A 19,655-nucleotide genomic window follows, 5' to 3' on the forward strand; every position below is an offset into this window, starting at 1 on the left:
TTATTTTGCGACGCCCCCTTTAAATTAAACCAAACTGTTTTAATGTGAGTATCCACAAAAATACTGTAAATGTACAGAAAGCAGAGGTAAATACTACTATTTGACCAGCTAAATCACTATCAGCGTCCATTTTTTGAGCCATAGTAAAGGAAGAAATAGCGGTAGGGGATGCAAAGATAAGCATTAAAGCTATAAGTTCTATATCTCTATAACCTAACCATATACTTATAGGCATAAGGATACTGGGAACTATAATAAGTCTACCAGTTACACCTATAATAGTTTGTTTCAAATGAGTTTTTACATCGGTGAATGAGAAGGAGCCACCAAGTAAAATAAGGGAAAGTGGGGTAGCGATTCTTGATATATCATTTATGGATTTTTCAATAGCTGTTGGAAGTTTTATTCCGAAGATAAGAAATAATAGTCCAATTGCTGATGTTATAATTAAAGGATTAGTAATAATTCCTTTAAGAGTATTTTTAATATCTAGCTTTCCACATCTGAAAATTTCTAAGGAGATAACTGCTAACATATTAAAAATGGGAACAACAGTGGCTATTAGTATAGCTACAACCCCCACTTTATCTTCACTAAATAGAGAACATGCTACAGGTAAACCAAATATAACAAAGTTGCTACGAAATATACCTTGTATCAAAACGCCACGTTTTTTATTATCTTTTTCAAGAAGAGGAATGAGAATGCATAATACTATGAAGGTAAGGGTAACGCTTGTAAGTGCAAAGCAAATAAGTTTCGGGTTTACAGCTCCTTTTAAATCTGTTTTATATATATTATAAAATAACAATAGAGGCAAAAAAGCCTTAAAGGTGATACTATTCATAACCTTTAGAGTATTGTCATCAAACATTTTCAATCGCTTTAATACATATCCTAAAGCCATGGTAAGAAACAAGGGTAAAACTACATTAATTGATAAAATCAAATTTTCCATAATCAATATCCTTTCTAGTCTTTAGCTAATCTATTTCTCATATTTTATATGCTTGTCCCAATTAATTGTATACAAAGTTAAAGTGATTTTCAATGTATAAGTAATAATTGATAATATTTGTAATAGGTGTTAAAATAAAAATGTAGTCTTACTCTAAGGAAGTATCCAAGGAGGAAGAGTAATAGATTTAAATCGTTCTGAAGTACATGAGGGTTAGCCCAAATGATAAGGCGGTGTCATAGGATAGCGATATACTATCTCTGCTCTCTTTTGGGATGCAGAGAGTATTTTTTTTGAGAGGAGCATAAGCTTTGGAAACAAGAATCGCATTGATTGGAATTATAGTAGAGGATATTACAGCTACTGAAAGATTAAATAATATTTTGCATGACTATGGACAATATATTGTTGGGAGAATGGGTGTGCCATATCGCGACAAGGAGGTGTGTGTTATCAGCGTAATTATAGATGCAACTAATGATATTATTAGTTCATTATCTGGTAAGTTGGGTATGCTTGATGGTATTACTGTAAAAACGATCTATTCAAAGAAGTAGAGTAAATATATAAAATCAGAACGAATTAGGTATATATTAGAATAAAGCACTTAAAATCTTATTAAGAAAGAAGAGTAGATGTATGTATAATGTAAAATCTAAGGTAGCAACTGAATTTATTGAAGATGGAGAAATATTATCAACCCTTGAATATGCTAAGAAGAATAAAAATAATAAAGAGTTAATAAATAGTATTATAGAGAAAGCTAGAGAATGTAAAGGTTTAAATTACCAAGAAGCAACAGTACTATTAGAATGTGATTTAGAAGAAGAAAATAAAAAAATAGAAGAACTAGCTATGGAGATAAAGAATAAATTTTATGGTAATCGTATAGTTATGTTTGCTCCATTATACCTTTCTAATTATTGTGTTAATGGATGTATATACTGTCCGTATCACCATGGAAACAAACATATAGCTAGAAAGAAACTTACTCAAGAAGAGATTAAAAAGGAAGTAATTGCATTACAGGACCTTGGACATAAAAGACTTGCACTAGAAACAGGTGAAGATCCTATAAATTCTCCTATAGAATATGTATTAGAAAGTATAAAGACTATATATAGCATAAAACATAAAAATGGTGCTATAAGAAGAGTAAATGTAAATATTGCTGCTACTACTGTTGAGAATTATAGAAAATTAAAAGAAGCTGGAATAGGAACATATATATTATTCCAAGAAACTTATAATAAAAAGTTATATGAAGAATTACATCCAACAGGACCAAAGCATGATTATAATTATCACACTGAAGCTATGGATAGAGCTATGGTGGGTGGTATAGATGACGTTGGTATAGGAGTTTTATTTGGATTAAATATGTATAAGTATGATTTTGTTGGATTACTTATGCATGCAGAGCATTTAGAAGCAGCCATGGGAGTGGGACCACATACTATCAGTGTACCTAGAATTTGTCCTGCTGATGAAGTGAATCCAGAAGATTTCACCAATGGAATTTCTGATGATATATTTGCAAAGATTGTTGCAATATTACGTATTTCAGTACCTTATACAGGAATTATTGTATCTACAAGGGAATCTCAAAAATCTAGAGAAAGAGTGCTTCATCTTGGAGTTTCTCAAATTAGTGGAGCTTCATGTACAAGTGTTGGAGGATATGCTCAGAAGGAAAAAGAAGAAGAAAATTCAGCACAATTCGATATCAGTGATACAAGAACTCTAGATGAAATTGTAAATTGGTTACTTGGTATGGGATATATCCCTAGTTTCTGTACTGCTTGTTATCGTGAAGGTAGAACTGGAGACAGATTTATGCAGTTAGTAAAATCAGGTCAAATTTCTAACTGTTGTTTACCTAACGCTCTAATGACTTTAAAAGAGTATCTAGAGGATTATGCATCTGAAGATACAAAAGCTAAAGGCGAAGAAGTCATAAAAAATGAAGCTATGAAAATTCCTAATCCTAAAGTTAGGGGTATTGTAGAGGAACACCTAAAAGAACTTAATGAAGGAAAACGTGATTTTAGATTCTAGATATAATAAAAATAGAGGGCTAGCCCTCTATTTTTTAATATCTTTAATTATACAAATTCCTTGAGTCATGGTACCCATTGGACAATAAACACACCAAGAACGTGGTTTATAGAGAGCCATGGTAATTATACCTAGGAGAGTTGAAGTTAACATTAAGCTGTAGAAGCCAAAACTAAATTGAGCTATCCAAGGAGAAACATAGGATAAATCCGTGAAATTCCAAGGTAATTTAAAGGTCCAAAGTATAGTAAGAACTTCTTTTAGAGTTTTTGTCCCTTGGAAAACGAAATAGGTGTTAAATAACATATTAATGAACATAGTTAAAAAGAAAATTAAAAATCCGTATCTAAAATATTTAGATTTTAAAAATTTAGGCATAGGCTTATTTCTTGATAATTTTAATTTATTACCTAATAAATCTAATAGTTGTCCTCTACCGCAGTATTTATTGCAATAGCCTTTATTTCCTTTAACTATTGAAATTAATAAAGGTACGATGAAACAAATTAATCCTAGCCAAGCAAAGAGTATATTAAATAACCCTAAAATTAAATATAGGGATGATAATATCCAAAGATATTCATAAAGATGCTTTTTCTTCTTTTTCATTAGTTACCTCCTTGTTGTTTAATTTCTATAGTAGATGCAGGGCAAGCTTTAATACATTTTCCACATCCAACACACTTATCATAATCAACCTTTGAAAAAACACCCTTGTTAATAGCAATGGCTCCAAGGGGACAGACTTTTTCACAAGCGCCACAGGCTACACAGTAGCTGGTATCCACATAAGCCTTTCTTTTAACAATTTTCTTTTCCATAAATTTAAATCCTCCTGTTTTATAAATGTTGTAGTAAGCATATTATAAAGGTATAATTAAAAGAAAATATGTGATATAGTCACACAAGCAATTTTTTAGGAGGATAATATGTTAAATAGTTTAGATGTATTTAATAAAAGACTTGAAGCTTTGTATGATGCTTATCCTGTATTAAAAGAAATAGATGATAGCCATGAAATTATAAGAAAAAACGTAATTTTTAAAAGTTTATTAAGTGAGGAGTATTTAAAAACAGATAGTGGAAACTGCATAGGTATGTTATTTGTTATAAGTGGAATTATAAAGGTTCAAAAAGTAACAGAAGAGGGAAATGAAACTAATTTATACAATGTAGAGCGTGGTGAGCTATGTCATGAAGCATTAAGCTGTTTTGTAAATTGTCAATCACTAAATATTGAAGGTATAGCCATGCAAGATTCTTTAATTGCTATTTTACCATCAGATATAGTGAAAGCCTATTTATTAAGTGATTTTAGATTTATGCACGTTATATATAAAGATCTATATGCAAAATTTAGAGGGGTTATAGAAAACAAAGAAGCTAGAATTCATGAATCTTTAGAAAGTAGATTGGTTAAATTATTACTTAGTAAGAATACTAAAATAATTTATACAACCCATGGGGAACTTGCTTTTGAATTAGATTCTTCAAGAGAAGTAATAAGCAGAAAGCTTAAAGAACTAGAGAAAAAAGGGTATTTATTAATATCAAGAGGTAAAATTCAATTACTAAAAGGTTTAGAAGAACTATATAATTAGTAAGGAAATTATAATACAAAGATAACTACATAAACAAAAGAAAGGGTGAAGTTATATATGAAAGACAAAAGTTTAAGTAATGGTTTTTTAAATATAGTAAAAAAAATGAATAATGAAATAATTGGGCAAGGAGAATTCATTTATAAATTGTGTAATTATTTTAAAGAAAAGTTTGAAGAAGATAAGAAGGGCATATTACTTTTAGCCGGTAAACGAGGAACTTTTAAAAAAGCTAGTGTAAGGCTATTATTTGAAAAACTTAACGAAGAAGGAATAACTGAAGATTATCATATAGATGAAATAGATTTAGCTTCTTACAATTTTAATTTAGGATATAATGCTTTTTTAAGTGACTTATATGAAAAACTAAATAATAGTTCACAGGTAATAATGTTTAAAAATACTGAAAAAGCTTCAGAAAATATTTTAAATGTGTTATCAGAAATATATCCTAATACGTGTTTAAAGTTAAAAGATAACTATATTATGAAAAATAAGTTTCTTATTGAAGCAAAGATTAAGGATATAGACAATATAGGAGAATTCATCTGTCATAATAAGTTTTTCATATTTATTTATAATAGTGATGATAATATAATAGAAGATGGAATTTTAGATAATAGGGAAGAGGTATTATATACTGAAAGCCTTACAGAAGAGGAACAAAATAAAGTAATTAGAAGAGAAGTGTTAAGGTCAATAGATGGTATACAAAAGCATATGCAAGGAAATATAGTTCTTGGAATAGAAAATAAAGATGAAGAGGAAGATAACTTTGGAATTTGTAGTTTTCTACAAGAAAACTTCATAGAAGATAGTAATTTTGGAATTAGTGAATATATATCCTATAAAATTTATAAACCAATTATGAACCTAATACAAAAGGAAGGACTTTATAGTGAAAGTGAGATTTTAATATATATAGATAAGAATGAGATATATTGCAAATCAGATGATGAAATATACAAGTTAGAAAACTATCTAGTACCTACCCTTGAAGAAGTAAAATATAAATTGGATTCTATAATAGGTATAGAAGAACTGAAGAATTTTATAATAAATGTTGAAAATAATTGGAAAGTACAAAAAATAAGAAAAAGACTTGGACTAAAAACTTCAAAGATATCTATGAATATGATATTCACAGGAAATGCAGGCACAGGAAAGACTAATGCAGCTAGGGTTACCTTTGAATATTTAAACGCCTTAGGTATATTATCTAAAGGTGTATTTGTAGAGGTGAGTAAAGCAGATTTTGTTACAGAGAACATTAATGATACAGCCAAGAGAACAAATGATATAATTAATTCTGCATTAGGAGGAGTACTATTTATAGATGAAGCATATTCCTTATGTGAAAGTGAAGAAGATAAGGTTGGTAAGGAAATAGTAGATGCATTACTTAAGGGCATTGAGGACAATAGAGATAATTTAATAGTCATATTAGCTGGTTATGAAAAGGATATGGAAAGATTTCTAACTATAAATCAAGGTTTAAAATCTAGATTTTCAAATACTATACACTTTAAAGATTACAATCCAGTAGAAATGTATGAAATAGCAGTTAATATAGCTAAATCTAAGGGGTATAGAATAGCAAAGAATGTAAAAGCAGGTTTAATAGATTTATTTACAAGAAACCAAATTACAGGTAAAAATGATTTAGGTAATTCTAGGTTTGTAAGAAATATAGTGGAAAATGCAATAATTGATGCTTCTAAAAAATATCTAACTAACAGTGATAAGGAAATTGATTTATTAGATAGAGATAACTTTAACTTTAGAGCAAATGCAAAGTTTGATTTAGAAGAAAAATTAAATGAAATAATAGGACTTGATGATGTTAAAAAACTATTAAGAAGTCAATATAAGCTTATAGTTGCTCAAGAAAAAAGGAAATCTGTTGGAGTAAATACTAAGATAGAGCAAAATTTAAATATGGTATTTACAGGCAATCCAGGTACAGGTAAAACAAGCATAGCAAGATTAGTAGCTGAAATGCTAAATAGTATGGGATTATTAAAGGTAGGTCAACTAGTAGAAACTGATAGATCAAGTTTTGTATCAGAAATTCCAGGGGAAACCCCAAAGAAAACAGAAGAGAAGTTTAAAGAAGCTTTAGGTGGAGTGTTATTTATAGATGAAGCATATACCCTTGCCAATGACTCATTAGGAATTGAAGCCATAGAAACTCTGTTAAAGTTAATTGAAGATTATTCTAAAGAAGTAATAGTGATATTAGCTGGATATGAAGAAGAAATGGAAGAATTCTTTGATGTAAACATAGGTTTAAGGTCAAGATTTCCATTATGGACTAATTTTGCAGATTATAATCCCAATGAACTTTTTGAAATGGCGGTAAAGCTTGTTGAATCAAAGGGGTTTAAGTTATCTAAGAATGGATATATAGCTTTAAAGAAAAGCTTTGTTGAAATCTACAATAACTCAGATGCACAATCAGGAAATGGTAGAATGGTTAGAAATTATGTGGAAAAACTAATTAGAAATCAAAGCATAAGAATTGTAGAAGAGGATATCAGCGTTTATGAGATGAATCTTATAACTGCTAAGGATGTAGAAAATATAAATGTTATTGATGATGACAACATCTTTAATCTAGATAGTAGATTAGAGCTATTAGTTGGTAATGAAGATGCAAAGGAATTTTTAAAAAATCAATATAAGCTTTTAAAGGTTAGAGAAAGAAGAAAAAAATTAGGATTAGGCTCAGATATCAATAGATATATGAACATAATATTTACAGGGGAAAATGGAACAGGGAAGAAAACTGTAGCTAATATTCTCTCAGAAATGTATTATAGTATGGGAATAGTTAAAGCGAAAAACATTGTAGAAATGGATAAATATGAATTCATGGCGATGATTAATAAGGGAATAAAAATTGAAGATATATTTAGTAAATTTTCGGGGAAAATGCTATTTCTAAATAGGGTAGACCTTCTACTGGAGGAACATCAATATAATAAAATAGTATCAGATTTCATTAAATTCTTAGATAAAAATAATAAGGTTATATTAATCCTTTCAGGAGAAAAAGAAGGAATGAAAAAACTGGTATTATCTAATCCAGCCTTTAACTATAGATTTCCAACTTGGTTTGATTTTGAAGATTATGATTATATAGGATTATGTAATATAGCATTAAGTATATTAAGTAAAAAGGGATATTCCTTATCGAAAGATGCAGAAGAGGAAATTAATAAAACTATAATAGACATATATGGTAATCCCAATTTAGTAATAAAAAATGGATTAATGATAAAACAATATTTAGATAATCTTATAAGAACTCAGAGCATTAGAATATGCGATGAAGAATTTAATAGAGATAGTATAAATTTCATAACTATAGATGATATTATAAACAGTAAGAAAGAATTTTTAAAAAGAAATATTGTAAAGTAGTAAAATAAAGCAGTAAAGAACTATATCAAGATATGTTTTGATATAGTTCTTTACTTTAGTATAAAATTTATAAGTTTGATATATAGAATTTGTATTAACAATTATTAAGTATTAAGTAAACTAAGTAGGCATTATTATTCCACAAGCTAACCTTTTTCCAGAATTACCGGCAGGTTGACTAGTAAAGTCATCAGCATTTTCATGGATTATGATAGCTTTTCCAATAACATCTTTTATAGAAAACCTGCTTATATAAACACTCATTAAAGCAATACCATTTGATGACATTAGTGGCGGAAGATCTCCATAGTGGTAAGGATGAGGTTCATTTGTTGGATTCCAATGTCCACCAGTAGCTTTAAAAGGATCATTCGAATCACCTATATTACAATTTTTAAACTCATGAATATGAAATCCGTGGAAAAGTGAAGGCTTTCCTTCAGAGTTGTATCTTGGAATACCAGTAACATATACTCTAAGAATAATACCATCATCTAAAGAACAAAATAATACTCTGCCACGTAGTTCAGGAGCTAAAGGGCCACCTTCAATTATTGCATAAGCCGTTGGTTCAGGCATACCATGATTCATAATTATATCGTTAATACTAAATTTATCATTAGCCATTCTCATATTAATACACTCCATTTTATTGATACAATATAATTTATAATATGTTGTAGTAAGTTGGTGTGTGAACATAAAATATAAATATTTTATGTATTTTATTAAATTTAGTTTAATTAAATCAAATTTATGTAAATTTGATTTTAATAAACAAAAAATATATAATAGATATATAAGGAAGGGGAGGGATATAAATGGAAGTTCTAATATTTGTATTAAATGACTCAAGAGATTTAGAGGAAATAATGATTGAATTTACTAACATAGGTATAAGTGGGTCTACAATTATTGATACTGTAGGAATGGCTAACATTTTATCTAGTTGTGAAGATGCAAGTATGTTTTCTTCACTTCAATTATTATTAAACAAAGGAAGGTCATCTAATAAAACAGTATTTACAGTTTTAAAGAAAGAAAGAATAGAACAAGCACTAGAAATTATCAACAAAGTAACTGGAGGATTAAATGGTCCTGGTAATGGAATAGCATTTACAATTCCAGTTAATAAGGTATTTGGAGGTAGTTTTCAACAAAAATAGGAGGGACTGAAGTTAAAGATGAATTGGTTATATGTACTAGGGATAGTAATACTTGCAGGTATATTTTTAGGATTACTAGTAAGTTATATTAAACTACCAAAGGTAACAGGATACTTAGTAGCAGGGATAATAATAGGCCCTTTTGTTTTAAAGATTGTTCCTACTGAAGCTATCCATGGATTAACAGTAATTTCAGAGGCAGCCCTAGGGTTTATTGCTTATAGTATAGGGAGTTCTCTTAATTTCAAGGATCTAAAGAAAATTGGTTCTGGAATTATAATTATAGCTTTATTTGAAGCACTTATGGCAGTAGTAGTTGTAACTTTAGTTATGGTAACAGTGTTTAAGCAACCATTAGCCTTCAGTTTATCTTTAGGCGCAATAGCTTCAGCAACAGCACCTGCAGCTACAATTATGGTTCTGAAGCAATATAGAGCTAAGGGACCATTAGTAAATACTCTTATACCAGTAGTTGCTATAGATGATGCCATTGCTGTTATAGCCTTTGGAATAGCTTTATCTATTGCAAAAGCTTTAACAAATGGTACAGGAGCTTTGACAGTGATGTCAATAATGAATCCCTTTATAGAGATTATAGGATCTACTATTCTAGGAATAATACTAGGATTTATATTAGCCTTTATTAATAGGTTATCTAACAGTAGAGAGCAGACTATGAGCATGGCTATAGGCGTAATTTTATTAGCTATAGGTGTAGCTAATAAATTACATTTGTCTGGATTATTAACTTGTATGGTTATGGGTGGAACCATTAGTAACATTACCGATGGTAAAACTAAATTACTTACTGTATTAGATGAATTTACTAATCCAATATTTATAGCATTCTTTACTATATCAGGATTAGAACTAGATATGTCAGTTTTGAAGACTGTAGGTATAATTGGAGTAGGTTATATAATAGCTAGAGTTATTGGTAAAGTTTTAGGAGCTTATCTAGGAGCTAAGATAGCTAAATCAGAGCCTATAGTTCAAAAATATTTAGGATTAACTTTAGTACCACAGGCAGGAGTAGCTATTGGACTAGCACTTATAGTTCAAAATGAATTGCCAGCTTATGGTACTCAGATTAGAACTATAATATTAGCAGGAACTGTTATATATGAGTTAATAGGCCCACTATGTACTAAAATAGCTATATTTAAAGCAGGTGAAGCAAATAAAGCTTAATAATGAAATATTAGGAATTATATAAGAAAAAAGTGCTAATCTTTTATAAGAATAGCACTTTTTTAAACTTAAATTTCATTTTACATTAGCCATTTACTACAGCTAAGATAGTGTCCTCAGGAGTAAGAAGTGTTACTTCACTTGGAATATCAATATCTTTAGCTAGTAGTTTATCATTAAATTGCATATTAGCTACATTTACTTCAATATATTCTGGAATCTTTTCTACATTTCCTTGAAAATCAAGATATGGTCTAAAGGTTTCTAAAACTAGTCTTTTAGATTCTAAATTTTCTTGGCCTATATAATTTATAGGAATAGTTAGTTTAATTACTTCATTTGGTTTTACATATTGTAAATCAAAATGTATAATTTCGTGTAGGTTGTTCTTTTGAATATCTTTAACTACACAGTTTAGAGTTTTTCCATCTAAATCAATTGGTATGATAGAACCACTAAAACTGCCTTTTAACATTTTTAACAGTTCAGTTTTATTCATCTTAGCAGAGATAGGTTCTTCTAAAAATTCACCATAGATTACGCAAGGTACCTCTCCCAAATTTCTAAGCTTCTTTAAATTCCCCTTTGAGCTTCTTTCATATACCTTAAATGTTGTACTTTTCATAATAAATCCCTCACTTATTTTTAATAATTTTTTGTTGATTTATTAAGCTCAGTATATAAATGAATCTAAGCACTATTAATTACACACAGAGCTTATTACAAAGCCCACATATGCATCAACCTCCTTAAATATACTTATACCATGATAACATATATTAGGGAAAAAGCAAAATTCATAAAATATTAGGATGAAAAATACTTTACAATATAAATATATACATATATAATTATACCTAGATATACGATGTATAGTAAACCGAGGTAAGGAGTGGAATTATGAAAATAAATAAAGAACTTTTGAAAGGAAGCACGACAATACTTATATTAAGTCTGCTTAATCGAAAAAATATGTACGGGTATGAAATGATTAAGGAGATAGAAGAAAGGTCTAAGGGTATTTTCTCTTTCAAAGAGGGAACCCTATATCCTATTCTGCATAGTTTAGAAAATGAAAATTTTATAGAAGCTTACTGGGATGAAGGGGAAGGAAAGCGTAAGAGAAAATATTACAAGATAACGGGAAATGGTAACAAAATTCTCAAAGAAAAACAAGTAGAATGGAAATTGTTTAGTTCTACAGTTAATGAAGTATTAGGGGAGGGAGATTTATGTCTACAGTAAACCATCCGAAGGTAGAAAAGTATATAGAAGAAGTATGTGGATTAATTAAAAATAAAAGAGTTCATAAAAATATAAAAGATGAACTTATAGATCATATAGAAGAGATTATACAAGACTACAGAGCTGGTGGACTAACAGAGGAGGAAGCTATAGATAAAGCTATTATGCAAATGGGTTCATATGAAGTTATAGGAAGGGATTTGAATACGGTTCATAAAGCATCTCCTGATTGGATGCTTTTAGGTATAACCGCTCTATTTATATTAGTTGGCATATTTACTTTAGGCTTCATTCAGAAGAATAATGCATTGTCACACAGTTCATATGCTAATTTTTTAGGTAAAACTATAGTTTATGCATCAGGAGGAATCATATTAGCAGCAGTTTTACTGAAAATTGATTATAGAAGATTAAAAAAGTACTCTAAATATGTTTATAGTGGAGTAATAATTCTGTTAATATCCCAAAACTTTATAAACACAGGCTATTTAAATGGACAAATGGGCTGGATAGTTATTGGGCCAATTAGTTTTAATGCTTTTAATATAGCACCTTTTTTTCTAATCATTGCTTTAGCTGGAATATTTGATAATTGGAATTGGAATGAGACTAAAAGTATATTAAAAGGGATTTTTATTGCTTTTGCACCAATAATATTTTTTATTATTGGAAATGCTTCAGTTAGTATTATTATCTATGCCATATCAGCTATTACTTTGATGATTATATCAGGTGTGAAATTAAAACATATTATAACTTCCTTTGGAGTTACAGGGGTTATCTTTTTATCTTGTATGGTTAGTGAATCTTACATAATAAAAAGATTTCATGTGTTTTTTAATCCTTCATTAGATGTAGATGGAGTGGGATGGATTTATAATCAACTAGTTAACTTAAGGGAATCGGCGGGATTATTTGGACAGGGAGCAAATTTTATACCAAATATGTTGCCAGAAATTCATACAGACTTTATATTTACCTATATAGTTTATTCCTTTGGATGGATTGCTGGAATAATACTAATTTCTTTAATTTTAGCATTCATAATAAGAATAGGTCTAATAGGAAAAAGTACTAAAGAAACCTATGGTAAATTACTAGTAAGTGGATTTTGTGCATTATTTATAGTGCAGTTTTTACTAAGTATTTCTGTTAGCTTGTCATTAGCACCTACAGTTTCAGTAAGCATGCCATTTATTAGTTATGGTGGAAGTCAACTTTTAATTAATATTTTAGCTATAGGTTTAGTATCTAATGTATGCAAGTGGAGAAATACGCCATATAATACAGAAATTTGATAGTTTTTAATAATAAAAAGATTATGGTTTAATATTATTATATAATAAAAAATATTAGAATGAAAAATATTTGACAAGCTTAAATATCCATGATATTATTTATTAAAATATAACACTTAGGAGAATTAAAATGAGTAGAGAAATTAACTTTGAGTCAACAAAAGTTAATATGGCATATTATCTTAACTATTATAGATAGGGTTTGTATTTATAAACAATTATAGATGCAAGCCAGTTTAACAAATTTGGTTTGTGTCTATGATGGTTAGGAAGATTTGCTATACTCAAATGTTTAGTGATTAGACCACATAGATATATCTATGTGGTTTTTATATTTGATGACTTCTTATTTAAACCACATGGAATCAATCTATGTGGTTTTGTTTATTTTAGGAAGGAGATTAGAACATGAAAAACAGAGAGAACTTTACAAGTAGAGCAGGATTTGTGATATCTTGTATTGGCGCAGCAGTAGGACTTGGAAACATATGGATGTTTCCTTACAGGTTAGGTCAAAATGGGGGAGCTGTATTCTTAATACCATACTTTATTTTTGTACTTATACTAGGATCCACAGGATTAATTACAGAATTCGCATTTGGAAGAGGTGCTGAAGGAGGTGCTCTAACAGGAATTAAAAAAGGGTTCAAGAATAAAGGTTTAAAGGGAGGGACTATTTTTGGATTTATACCAGCCATAGGACTTGCAGGAGTGTTTATGTTTTATAATGTGGTAGTAGGTTGGATAATTAAGTATTTAGGACTTAGCCTTAGTGGAAATATAAAAAATATTGATATACCTAAGTACTTTGATAGCTTTGCAGGAAGCACTGAAACTATACCATGGAATTTATTAGCCATAGTACTGGCTCTAGTAATTGTATGTATGGGTATATCTAAAGGAATTGAAAAAATTAATAAAATTATAATGCCTATGCTCTTTGGAATTTTTATATTGTTAGCCATCAGATCATTAACTTTACCTGGGGCGATAGATGGGGTGAAGTATCTATTAACACCACAATGGTCATACCTATTTAATATAAATACATGGGTAATGGCACTTGGTCAAGCTTTCTTTACAGTATCCTTAAATGGATGCGGAATGGTTGTATATGGTAGTTATATAGAGAAGGATTTAGATATTCCAAGATCTGCAGTAAGTACTGCTGTACTTGATACTATTGCGGCATTGTTAGCATCCTTTGTTATTATGCCAGCAGTATTTGCCTTTGGATTAGATCCAGCAGCAGGTCCACCTCTATTATTTATAACAATACCAACTATATTTAAGGCTATACCTGGTGGACAAATACTTATGATATTATTTTTTTTAAGCATACTATTTGCAGCAATAAGCTCTTCAATAAATATGCTAGAAGGGCCAGTAGAATCTTTTATGGCACAAACAAAATTAAGCAGAAAAACCTCTACTATTTTAATAGCTGTAGTAGCCTTTATATTATCAATACCTTTAAATTTAAATATGAATTTGTTTAGTAACTTTGCAGATGTAATTACTATAGTAATATCACCATTAGCAGCACTACTAGTATTTATTGTGTTTTACTTTATGTACAACAAAGAACAGGTGTTAGAAGAAATAAATAGAGGTGCTAAGAGAAAGTTAGGAAATAAATTTTTTATGTTTTCAAAATATGGTTTTACCCTTATAACAGTATTGGTAATAATACTAGGAATAATTTATGGTGGGATATAAATCTGTTTATACTAATTTTAGATGTAGATTTTCCTATTTTAAAGAGGGCAATAAATATATATTCTAAATAGTAAATTCTCTGAAACCCGCATAAACAGAAGAACTAGTTAACTATTTTCATAGTTAGCTAGTTTTATATATTAATATTTATATAGTTTCATAGGTTTGTAGGTAAATATTTAAATAGTTTTATTTATATATTTTTTTATGAAATGCTAAAGAATTTTTTTATTTCATCAATTCTTTCTAAAGCTATATTATATCCGTGGTTATAGGCATGTTTAATTTTATTAAGATCTTTTTCAAAGCTATCTATACCATCTTCTGCAGTAGGTCTTAAAATTATAGCTTTGCCATCTCTTTCAAGTTGTTCACAATACTTAACTCTATCATTGTAAAGCTCATGACGAGTAAGAAGAGGCTTTACTAAATTAGGATATTTCTTTTTTAAAACTTTAGCAGCAAAAATATTGCCTTTACCTAATTCTTTAATATACCCTTTAGGTCTAGTTAGAATTATTAGATGCTTTTCATTTCCATCTTCCATGGCTTTTAATACAGGAATAGGATCACAGATGCCTCCATCAAAATATTCATTATCATTAATTATAGCTGGAGGAAAGAAAAGAGGTATAGCACAACTAGCTCTTAACATATTGCATTTTTCATCTAAATCTTTACCATTTAAATATTCGGTAACTCCAGTTTTAGCATTAGTCACACCAACTAAAATTTTACCTTCATAGCTTTTAAAGGTATCCATATCAAAGGGATAAATCTTATTAGGTAACTCATCAAAAGCAAAATCTAAACCGAATAAGCTTTTACATTTAAAAAAGTTTCTAAAGCCTATATATCTTTTATCATGTCTATAGTTAATTAGAATGTCATAGTTTCTTTTCTTTTGTTTTGATATATATGAAAAGCCGTTGGTAATACCTGCTGAAACACCAATGCAATAAGGAAACATAATATCATTATCTAAAAGGGCGTCCATTATACCAGCGCTAAAAATAGGTCTAAAGGTTCCACCTTCAAGAATTAAACTACTCATGATGTCAACTCCTTAAAATTAAATTTGTTAGGTTGTTTTCTTACATAATTAAATTTAAATATTATTTTAATTACGATTCTTTAAAATAAACTCCATATTTTATTATACATATATCTCCATAGAAAGTTAAGATATATTAATTTGAAAATAAGCTATGATATAATTATATCTATAAATTACTATTAGGTATAATAAGTAGGTTGAAAGTATGAAGAAATATATCTTAGTGATCTAAGAAAAATAGAAGAAAGTAAACTTAAGACTATAACAAAACAATCTGGTGTAAGAGTTTAGGTATTGTAGTATAAGTTATAGATAGAAAATAAAGGAGGACTATATATGTATTTAGTAAGTTCATGTTTAGCAGGAATTAATTGTAGATATAATGGAAGTAATAGTGAGAACAAATATGTAGCTGAATTAGTAAAAGCAGGAAAAGCTATAGCGATATGTCCAGAACAATTAGCTGGTTTGCCTACTCCAAGGGCGTGTTGTGAGATTTTTATAGATGAAAATTCTAATAAAAGAGTAATTAGTAAGGACGGTGTAGATTTAACCAAAAGTTTTTTTAAGGGAGCTGAGAAAACTTTAGGAATTATTAAAGCTGCTGGTATAAAGAAGGCAATACTACAGTCTAGAAGTCCTTCATGTGGCTATGGTGTGGTATATGATGGGAAATTTTCAGGAAAGCTAATAGAAGGTAATGGAGTGGTAGCAGAATTATTAATGAAAAATGGAATTGAAGTCTATACAGAGAATGACTTAGATAAATTGAATTTAAATAATTAATATTTAAGCTGGGGTGATTAGCATGGAATATATATCTGCAAAAAAATTAATATCTCAATATATACCTAATAATTCATGGTTTGATATCAATTATAATATGAATATCTATAAAGGATGTTGTCATGGATGTATTTATTGTGACTCCAGAAGTGAATGTTATCAAATAGAAGATTTTGATAGAGTTAGAGCAAAAGAAAAAGCTGTAGAAGCTATAGGAAAAGAACTTAAAGGGAAAAGGAAAAAGGGTGTAATAGGAACAGGAGCTATGAGTGATCCATATAATCACTTTGAAAAACAATATGAGCTAACAAGGGAAGCATTGAAGGAGATTAATAGAAATAACTTTGGAGTTTCCATTGCCACAAAGAGTCCTTTAATTACTAGAGATATTGATATATTAAAGGAGATTTCAAGGCATTCTCCTGTGTTAATAAAAATAACTATAACTACCTTTGATGATGAGCTATGTAAAAGGGTAGAACCTAATGTGGCACCTAGCAGCGAAAGATTTAAGGCTATAAAACAGCTTAGTGATAGTGGGATATATACAGGAATATTGCTTATGCCAATTCTTCCTTTTATTAATGATTCAGAAGATAATATAAGAAATATAGTTAGAGAAGCTCATAATTCAGGAGCTAAATTTATATTTGCTTATGGAATGGGGCTTACCCTTAGAGGAAATCAAAGGGCCTATTACTATGAACAATTAAGTAGACTATTTCAAAGGGAGAACTTAGTTAGAAAATATATTCATACCTATGGTGATAAATATGAATGTGAATCTTCTAATTCAAAGAAGCTTTGGAAGACCTTCACTGAAGAATGTAATAAATATGGAATTATATACAAAATGAAGGATATAATCAAGGATTATAGAAAGAATTATGAAGAGGAACAGCTGAGCTTATTTTAAGACTATTAAGATAGATTATTAACTTTACCTTACTTAATCTATGTTTAAATATATGATAAAATATATACAGAATTTAATTAAAAGGGGGAAAAGTTTTGCCTTATATATGTTAAGACAAAATCTATATAATTAAAATGAAGGATATTAAATCAATAGTCTATTGGATAATAGGATTTTTACTTGCGGATGGCTTTAGGTATCTACTTAGGGATGTAGATATTCCAGAGATTTTTAAATGGGCATTAGGAATAGTTATAATTCTTGGAGGCTATATTCTTATAAATAAACTATTAAAAAAAGATATAAGCAAAGAAGAAGTATAAGCTAAAGGGAGAAATTTATTTTAAGGGGATGAAGATATGCATTTTGATGAGGAGTCTCAAAAATGGGATACAAAATATAGGGTTCAAAGAGCAAAGAAAATTAGTACTGAAATAGAAAACTATTTGGATAAAGATAAAATTTTAAAAGCCTTAGAATTTGGATGTGGTACAGGGCTTATATCAGAAAATTTAACTCATAGATTTTCTGAAATATTGATGATGGATTTATCTGAAGGAATGATAGAACAGTTAAAATTAAAAATAGAAAAAAATGAAATAAAAAATATGAAAACTTGGTGTGGGGATTTATTTCATTTTAACGATAATGAAAAATTTGATGTGATTTATACATCCATGGTTTTTCACCATGTAGAAGATCTACCAAAGGTAACAAAGAAATTACATGAGCTACTTAATAAGGATGGAAAGTTAGTAGTTGTAGATTTGTGTCCTGATGATGGTGGATTCCATGATGAATTACATGGATTTAATGGACATAACGGGTTTGAAATTGGAGAGATGGAAACATTGCTAAAGAAAGCAGGGTTCCAAGTTGTAAGTTCAAGGGTATTTTATTCAGGCATAAAAGAAAATGAAAGTAAAGGTCAGCCATATCAACTGTTTAGTATGTGTGGTATAAGAAAGTAAATATATGTTACGAAGTTTTCTCAATTATAGATTAGAATTTAGAGTATATGCAATATTTCTTTTCTGTTGAAACTACATTATTATTTATTGACTTAATTTCAAATATTTGCTATAGTGATTTTATCAAATATAGGAGGTACAACAATGAAATTGTGTAATTGCTAATTAATTTTCATAATTGAAAATTGATGAAAGAAAGAATAAAATGCCTAATCATTAGGTTTTTTTGTGTACTTCTTTTAAATTAGCAATTAAAAGACATACCTCTTATAGAACTAAAATTGTATTTATGTTTTATATAGACGTTAAGTTTATTAGGATAGGAGCTATAGTAATTGGAGATTGTATATATTTATTTTTATTGCATTAAATATATAGTTCTTATTAGATAAACTTATTTAAGTATAAAATTGATTACAGATTTTTAGGCTACAAGAAAGCAGTGCTTTTTTGTAGCCTTTTGTTTTATATTTAATAAATCGATGGTTAGGCCTCAAAACTTATTTTAAGGAGGTACTATCAATGAATACAACATTGAAGTTTGCACATGAAGAAGATGTAATTTGTGCAGTGGAGTTAGTTTATGAACATGAAATCAAAAATATGTTAACTTCAAATATATTTGGTTTAAATAAGGCCTTAGCCTTTATTAATTTTGCTTGTATTAATGATACTGATAATGTAATCATAATAGGTTCACATTTAGAGATTACCACATTACTAATATCATATATCTATACACCACAAAAATTAGTGACACAAACTTCAGATACAAGTTGCTGCATTGATAATAGATTATTTGAAAATATCAATGAACTTTTATCAGGTTATAAATATACAGAAATTATTAGCTCTAATTTGCATATAGGACTTATAGAATATGAAAAGGAATCTTTTGACGTAACAATTTTGGGTTTTGCTAATTTAATTAATATCTCAGAAGAAGTACAGATAAACAGGTTTAGTCTTGAAACTGGAACAGAATATGAGATGTTTGAAAGGTTATTAGCAAAGTCCAGTAAGTTGTTAAAAAAAGATGGNNGGATATTAAAGTTATGGAGTTTAATTCATGACCTTGGTTTACAATTAGAATATGATAGCTATAGTCTATACGTTGATAGTAATAGACATCCTAATGGATTTATTTGGTTAAGGTTCATTAAAAGAGATATAAATTTTAATCTGGAATTGCATAAGAGGAATATACTATCTTTAATGAATGATAACAACATTGATAGACTGTATGCTCATAGGAATAATTTA

At 28.9% G+C, this 19,655-nt stretch carries 19 protein-coding genes; 13 read left to right on the forward strand and 6 right to left on the reverse strand.

What is annotated here, in order from left to right:
- Positions 1-19: 19 nt before the first annotated feature.
- Positions 20-958: an AEC family transporter gene (locus tag B2671_RS16580; protein WP_346871398.1), complete on the reverse strand. Its 939-nt coding sequence runs from the start codon at positions 956-958 to the stop codon at positions 20-22.
- Positions 959-1,269: 311 nt separating this feature from the next.
- Here B2671_RS16580 and B2671_RS16585 point away from each other — a divergent pair, with 311 nt between their 5' ends.
- Positions 1,270-1,515 (forward strand): TM1266 family iron-only hydrogenase system putative regulator, encoded by a 246-nt coding sequence (locus tag B2671_RS16585; protein ID WP_346871399.1) that lies wholly within the window; start codon positions 1,270-1,272, stop codon positions 1,513-1,515.
- A gap of 82 nt (positions 1,516-1,597) precedes the next feature.
- Positions 1,598-3,016, forward strand: a complete 1,419-nt coding sequence (hydG, locus tag B2671_RS16590; RefSeq protein ID WP_346871400.1) for a [FeFe] hydrogenase H-cluster radical SAM maturase HydG — start codon at positions 1,598-1,600, stop codon at positions 3,014-3,016.
- A 27-nt stretch (positions 3,017-3,043) separates the two neighbouring features.
- On the opposite strand, the gene B2671_RS16595 is transcribed toward hydG, so the two are convergent.
- Both B2671_RS16595 and B2671_RS16600 read right to left on the reverse strand, forming a co-directional pair.
- Positions 3,044-3,625 carry a 4Fe-4S binding protein gene (locus B2671_RS16595; RefSeq protein WP_346871401.1) on the reverse strand — a complete coding sequence of 194 codons (582 nt, stop codon included), beginning with the start codon at positions 3,623-3,625 and terminating at the stop codon, positions 3,044-3,046.
- On the reverse strand, positions 3,625-3,837 hold the full coding sequence (locus B2671_RS16600; protein ID WP_346871402.1) for a DUF362 domain-containing protein: 213 nt from the start codon (positions 3,835-3,837) through the stop codon (positions 3,625-3,627). Before B2671_RS16600 ends, B2671_RS16595 begins: the two co-directional genes overlap by 1 nt.
- A gap of 108 nt (positions 3,838-3,945) precedes the next feature.
- On the opposite strand from B2671_RS16600, the gene B2671_RS16605 reads away from it, so the two are divergent.
- Together B2671_RS16605 and B2671_RS16610 are read left to right on the forward strand one after the other, a co-directional pair.
- On the forward strand, positions 3,946-4,617 hold the full coding sequence (locus B2671_RS16605) for a Crp/Fnr family transcriptional regulator (protein WP_346871403.1): 672 nt from the start codon (positions 3,946-3,948) through the stop codon (positions 4,615-4,617).
- Positions 4,618-4,674: 57 nt separating this feature from the next.
- Positions 4,675-8,043 carry an AAA family ATPase gene (locus B2671_RS16610; protein ID WP_346871404.1) on the forward strand — a complete coding sequence of 1,123 codons (3,369 nt, stop codon included), beginning with the start codon at positions 4,675-4,677 and terminating at the stop codon, positions 8,041-8,043.
- Between the two features lie 120 nt (positions 8,044-8,163).
- On the opposite strand, the gene B2671_RS16615 is transcribed toward B2671_RS16610, so the two are convergent.
- Entirely contained in the window at positions 8,164-8,676 is a 513-nt protein-coding gene (locus B2671_RS16615) for a superoxide dismutase family protein (RefSeq protein ID WP_346871405.1), read from the reverse strand.
- A 188-nt stretch (positions 8,677-8,864) separates the two neighbouring features.
- Between B2671_RS16615 and B2671_RS16620 the strand changes: the two genes are divergently transcribed.
- Both B2671_RS16620 and B2671_RS16625 read left to right on the forward strand, forming a co-directional pair.
- A complete protein-coding gene (locus B2671_RS16620) occupies positions 8,865-9,209 on the forward strand; it encodes a hypothetical protein (protein ID WP_346871406.1) in 345 nt (114 codons plus the stop codon).
- Positions 9,210-9,227: 18 nt separating this feature from the next.
- A complete protein-coding gene (locus B2671_RS16625; protein WP_346871407.1) occupies positions 9,228-10,400 on the forward strand; it encodes a cation:proton antiporter in 1,173 nt (390 codons plus the stop codon).
- Between the two features lie 85 nt (positions 10,401-10,485).
- Here the strand turns inward: B2671_RS16625 and B2671_RS16630 are convergent, their stop codons facing one another.
- Entirely contained in the window at positions 10,486-11,025 is a 540-nt protein-coding gene (locus B2671_RS16630) for a 50S ribosomal protein L25 (RefSeq protein ID WP_346871408.1), read from the reverse strand.
- Positions 11,026-11,300: 275 nt separating this feature from the next.
- On the opposite strand from B2671_RS16630, the gene B2671_RS16635 reads away from it, so the two are divergent.
- The 3 genes from B2671_RS16635 (at position 11,301) to B2671_RS16645 (ending at position 14,662) form a co-directional block, all read left to right on the forward strand.
- A complete protein-coding gene (locus B2671_RS16635) occupies positions 11,301-11,645 on the forward strand; it encodes a PadR family transcriptional regulator (RefSeq protein WP_346871409.1) in 345 nt (114 codons plus the stop codon).
- Positions 11,633-12,943 carry an FtsW/RodA/SpoVE family cell cycle protein gene (locus B2671_RS16640; protein ID WP_346871410.1) on the forward strand — a complete coding sequence of 437 codons (1,311 nt, stop codon included), beginning with the start codon at positions 11,633-11,635 and terminating at the stop codon, positions 12,941-12,943. Before B2671_RS16635 ends, B2671_RS16640 begins: the two co-directional genes overlap by 13 nt.
- 408 nt (positions 12,944-13,351) lie before the next feature.
- Positions 13,352-14,662, forward strand: coding sequence for a sodium-dependent transporter (locus B2671_RS16645; RefSeq protein WP_346871411.1), 1,311 nt, complete (start codon positions 13,352-13,354; stop codon positions 14,660-14,662).
- Positions 14,663-14,867: 205 nt separating this feature from the next.
- Here the strand turns inward: B2671_RS16645 and B2671_RS16650 are convergent, their stop codons facing one another.
- Positions 14,868-15,716, reverse strand: coding sequence for a patatin family protein (locus B2671_RS16650; protein ID WP_346871412.1), 849 nt, complete (start codon positions 15,714-15,716; stop codon positions 14,868-14,870).
- A 339-nt stretch (positions 15,717-16,055) separates the two neighbouring features.
- Here B2671_RS16650 and B2671_RS16655 point away from each other — a divergent pair, with 339 nt between their 5' ends.
- The 4 genes from B2671_RS16655 to B2671_RS16670 all read left to right on the forward strand — a co-directional run bounded on the left by B2671_RS16655 (position 16,056) and on the right by B2671_RS16670 (position 18,392).
- A complete protein-coding gene (locus tag B2671_RS16655; RefSeq protein WP_346871413.1) occupies positions 16,056-16,505 on the forward strand; it encodes a DUF523 domain-containing protein in 450 nt (149 codons plus the stop codon).
- 22 nt (positions 16,506-16,527) lie between these two features.
- Positions 16,528-17,421 (forward strand): SPL family radical SAM protein, encoded by an 894-nt coding sequence (locus B2671_RS16660; RefSeq protein WP_346871414.1) that lies wholly within the window; start codon positions 16,528-16,530, stop codon positions 17,419-17,421.
- A 134-nt stretch (positions 17,422-17,555) separates the two neighbouring features.
- Positions 17,556-17,744: a hypothetical protein gene (locus B2671_RS16665; protein ID WP_346871415.1), complete on the forward strand. Its 189-nt coding sequence runs from the start codon at positions 17,556-17,558 to the stop codon at positions 17,742-17,744.
- Between the two features lie 36 nt (positions 17,745-17,780).
- On the forward strand, positions 17,781-18,392 hold the full coding sequence (locus B2671_RS16670; protein WP_346871416.1) for a class I SAM-dependent methyltransferase: 612 nt from the start codon (positions 17,781-17,783) through the stop codon (positions 18,390-18,392).
- The last annotated feature ends 1,263 nt before the right edge of the window (positions 18,393-19,655 follow it).

It is taken from the genome of Clostridium sp. UBA5119 (assembly GCF_002414285.1).
GTDB classification, from domain to species: Bacteria; Bacillota; Clostridia; order Clostridiales; family Clostridiaceae; genus Clostridium_J; species Clostridium_J sulfidigenes.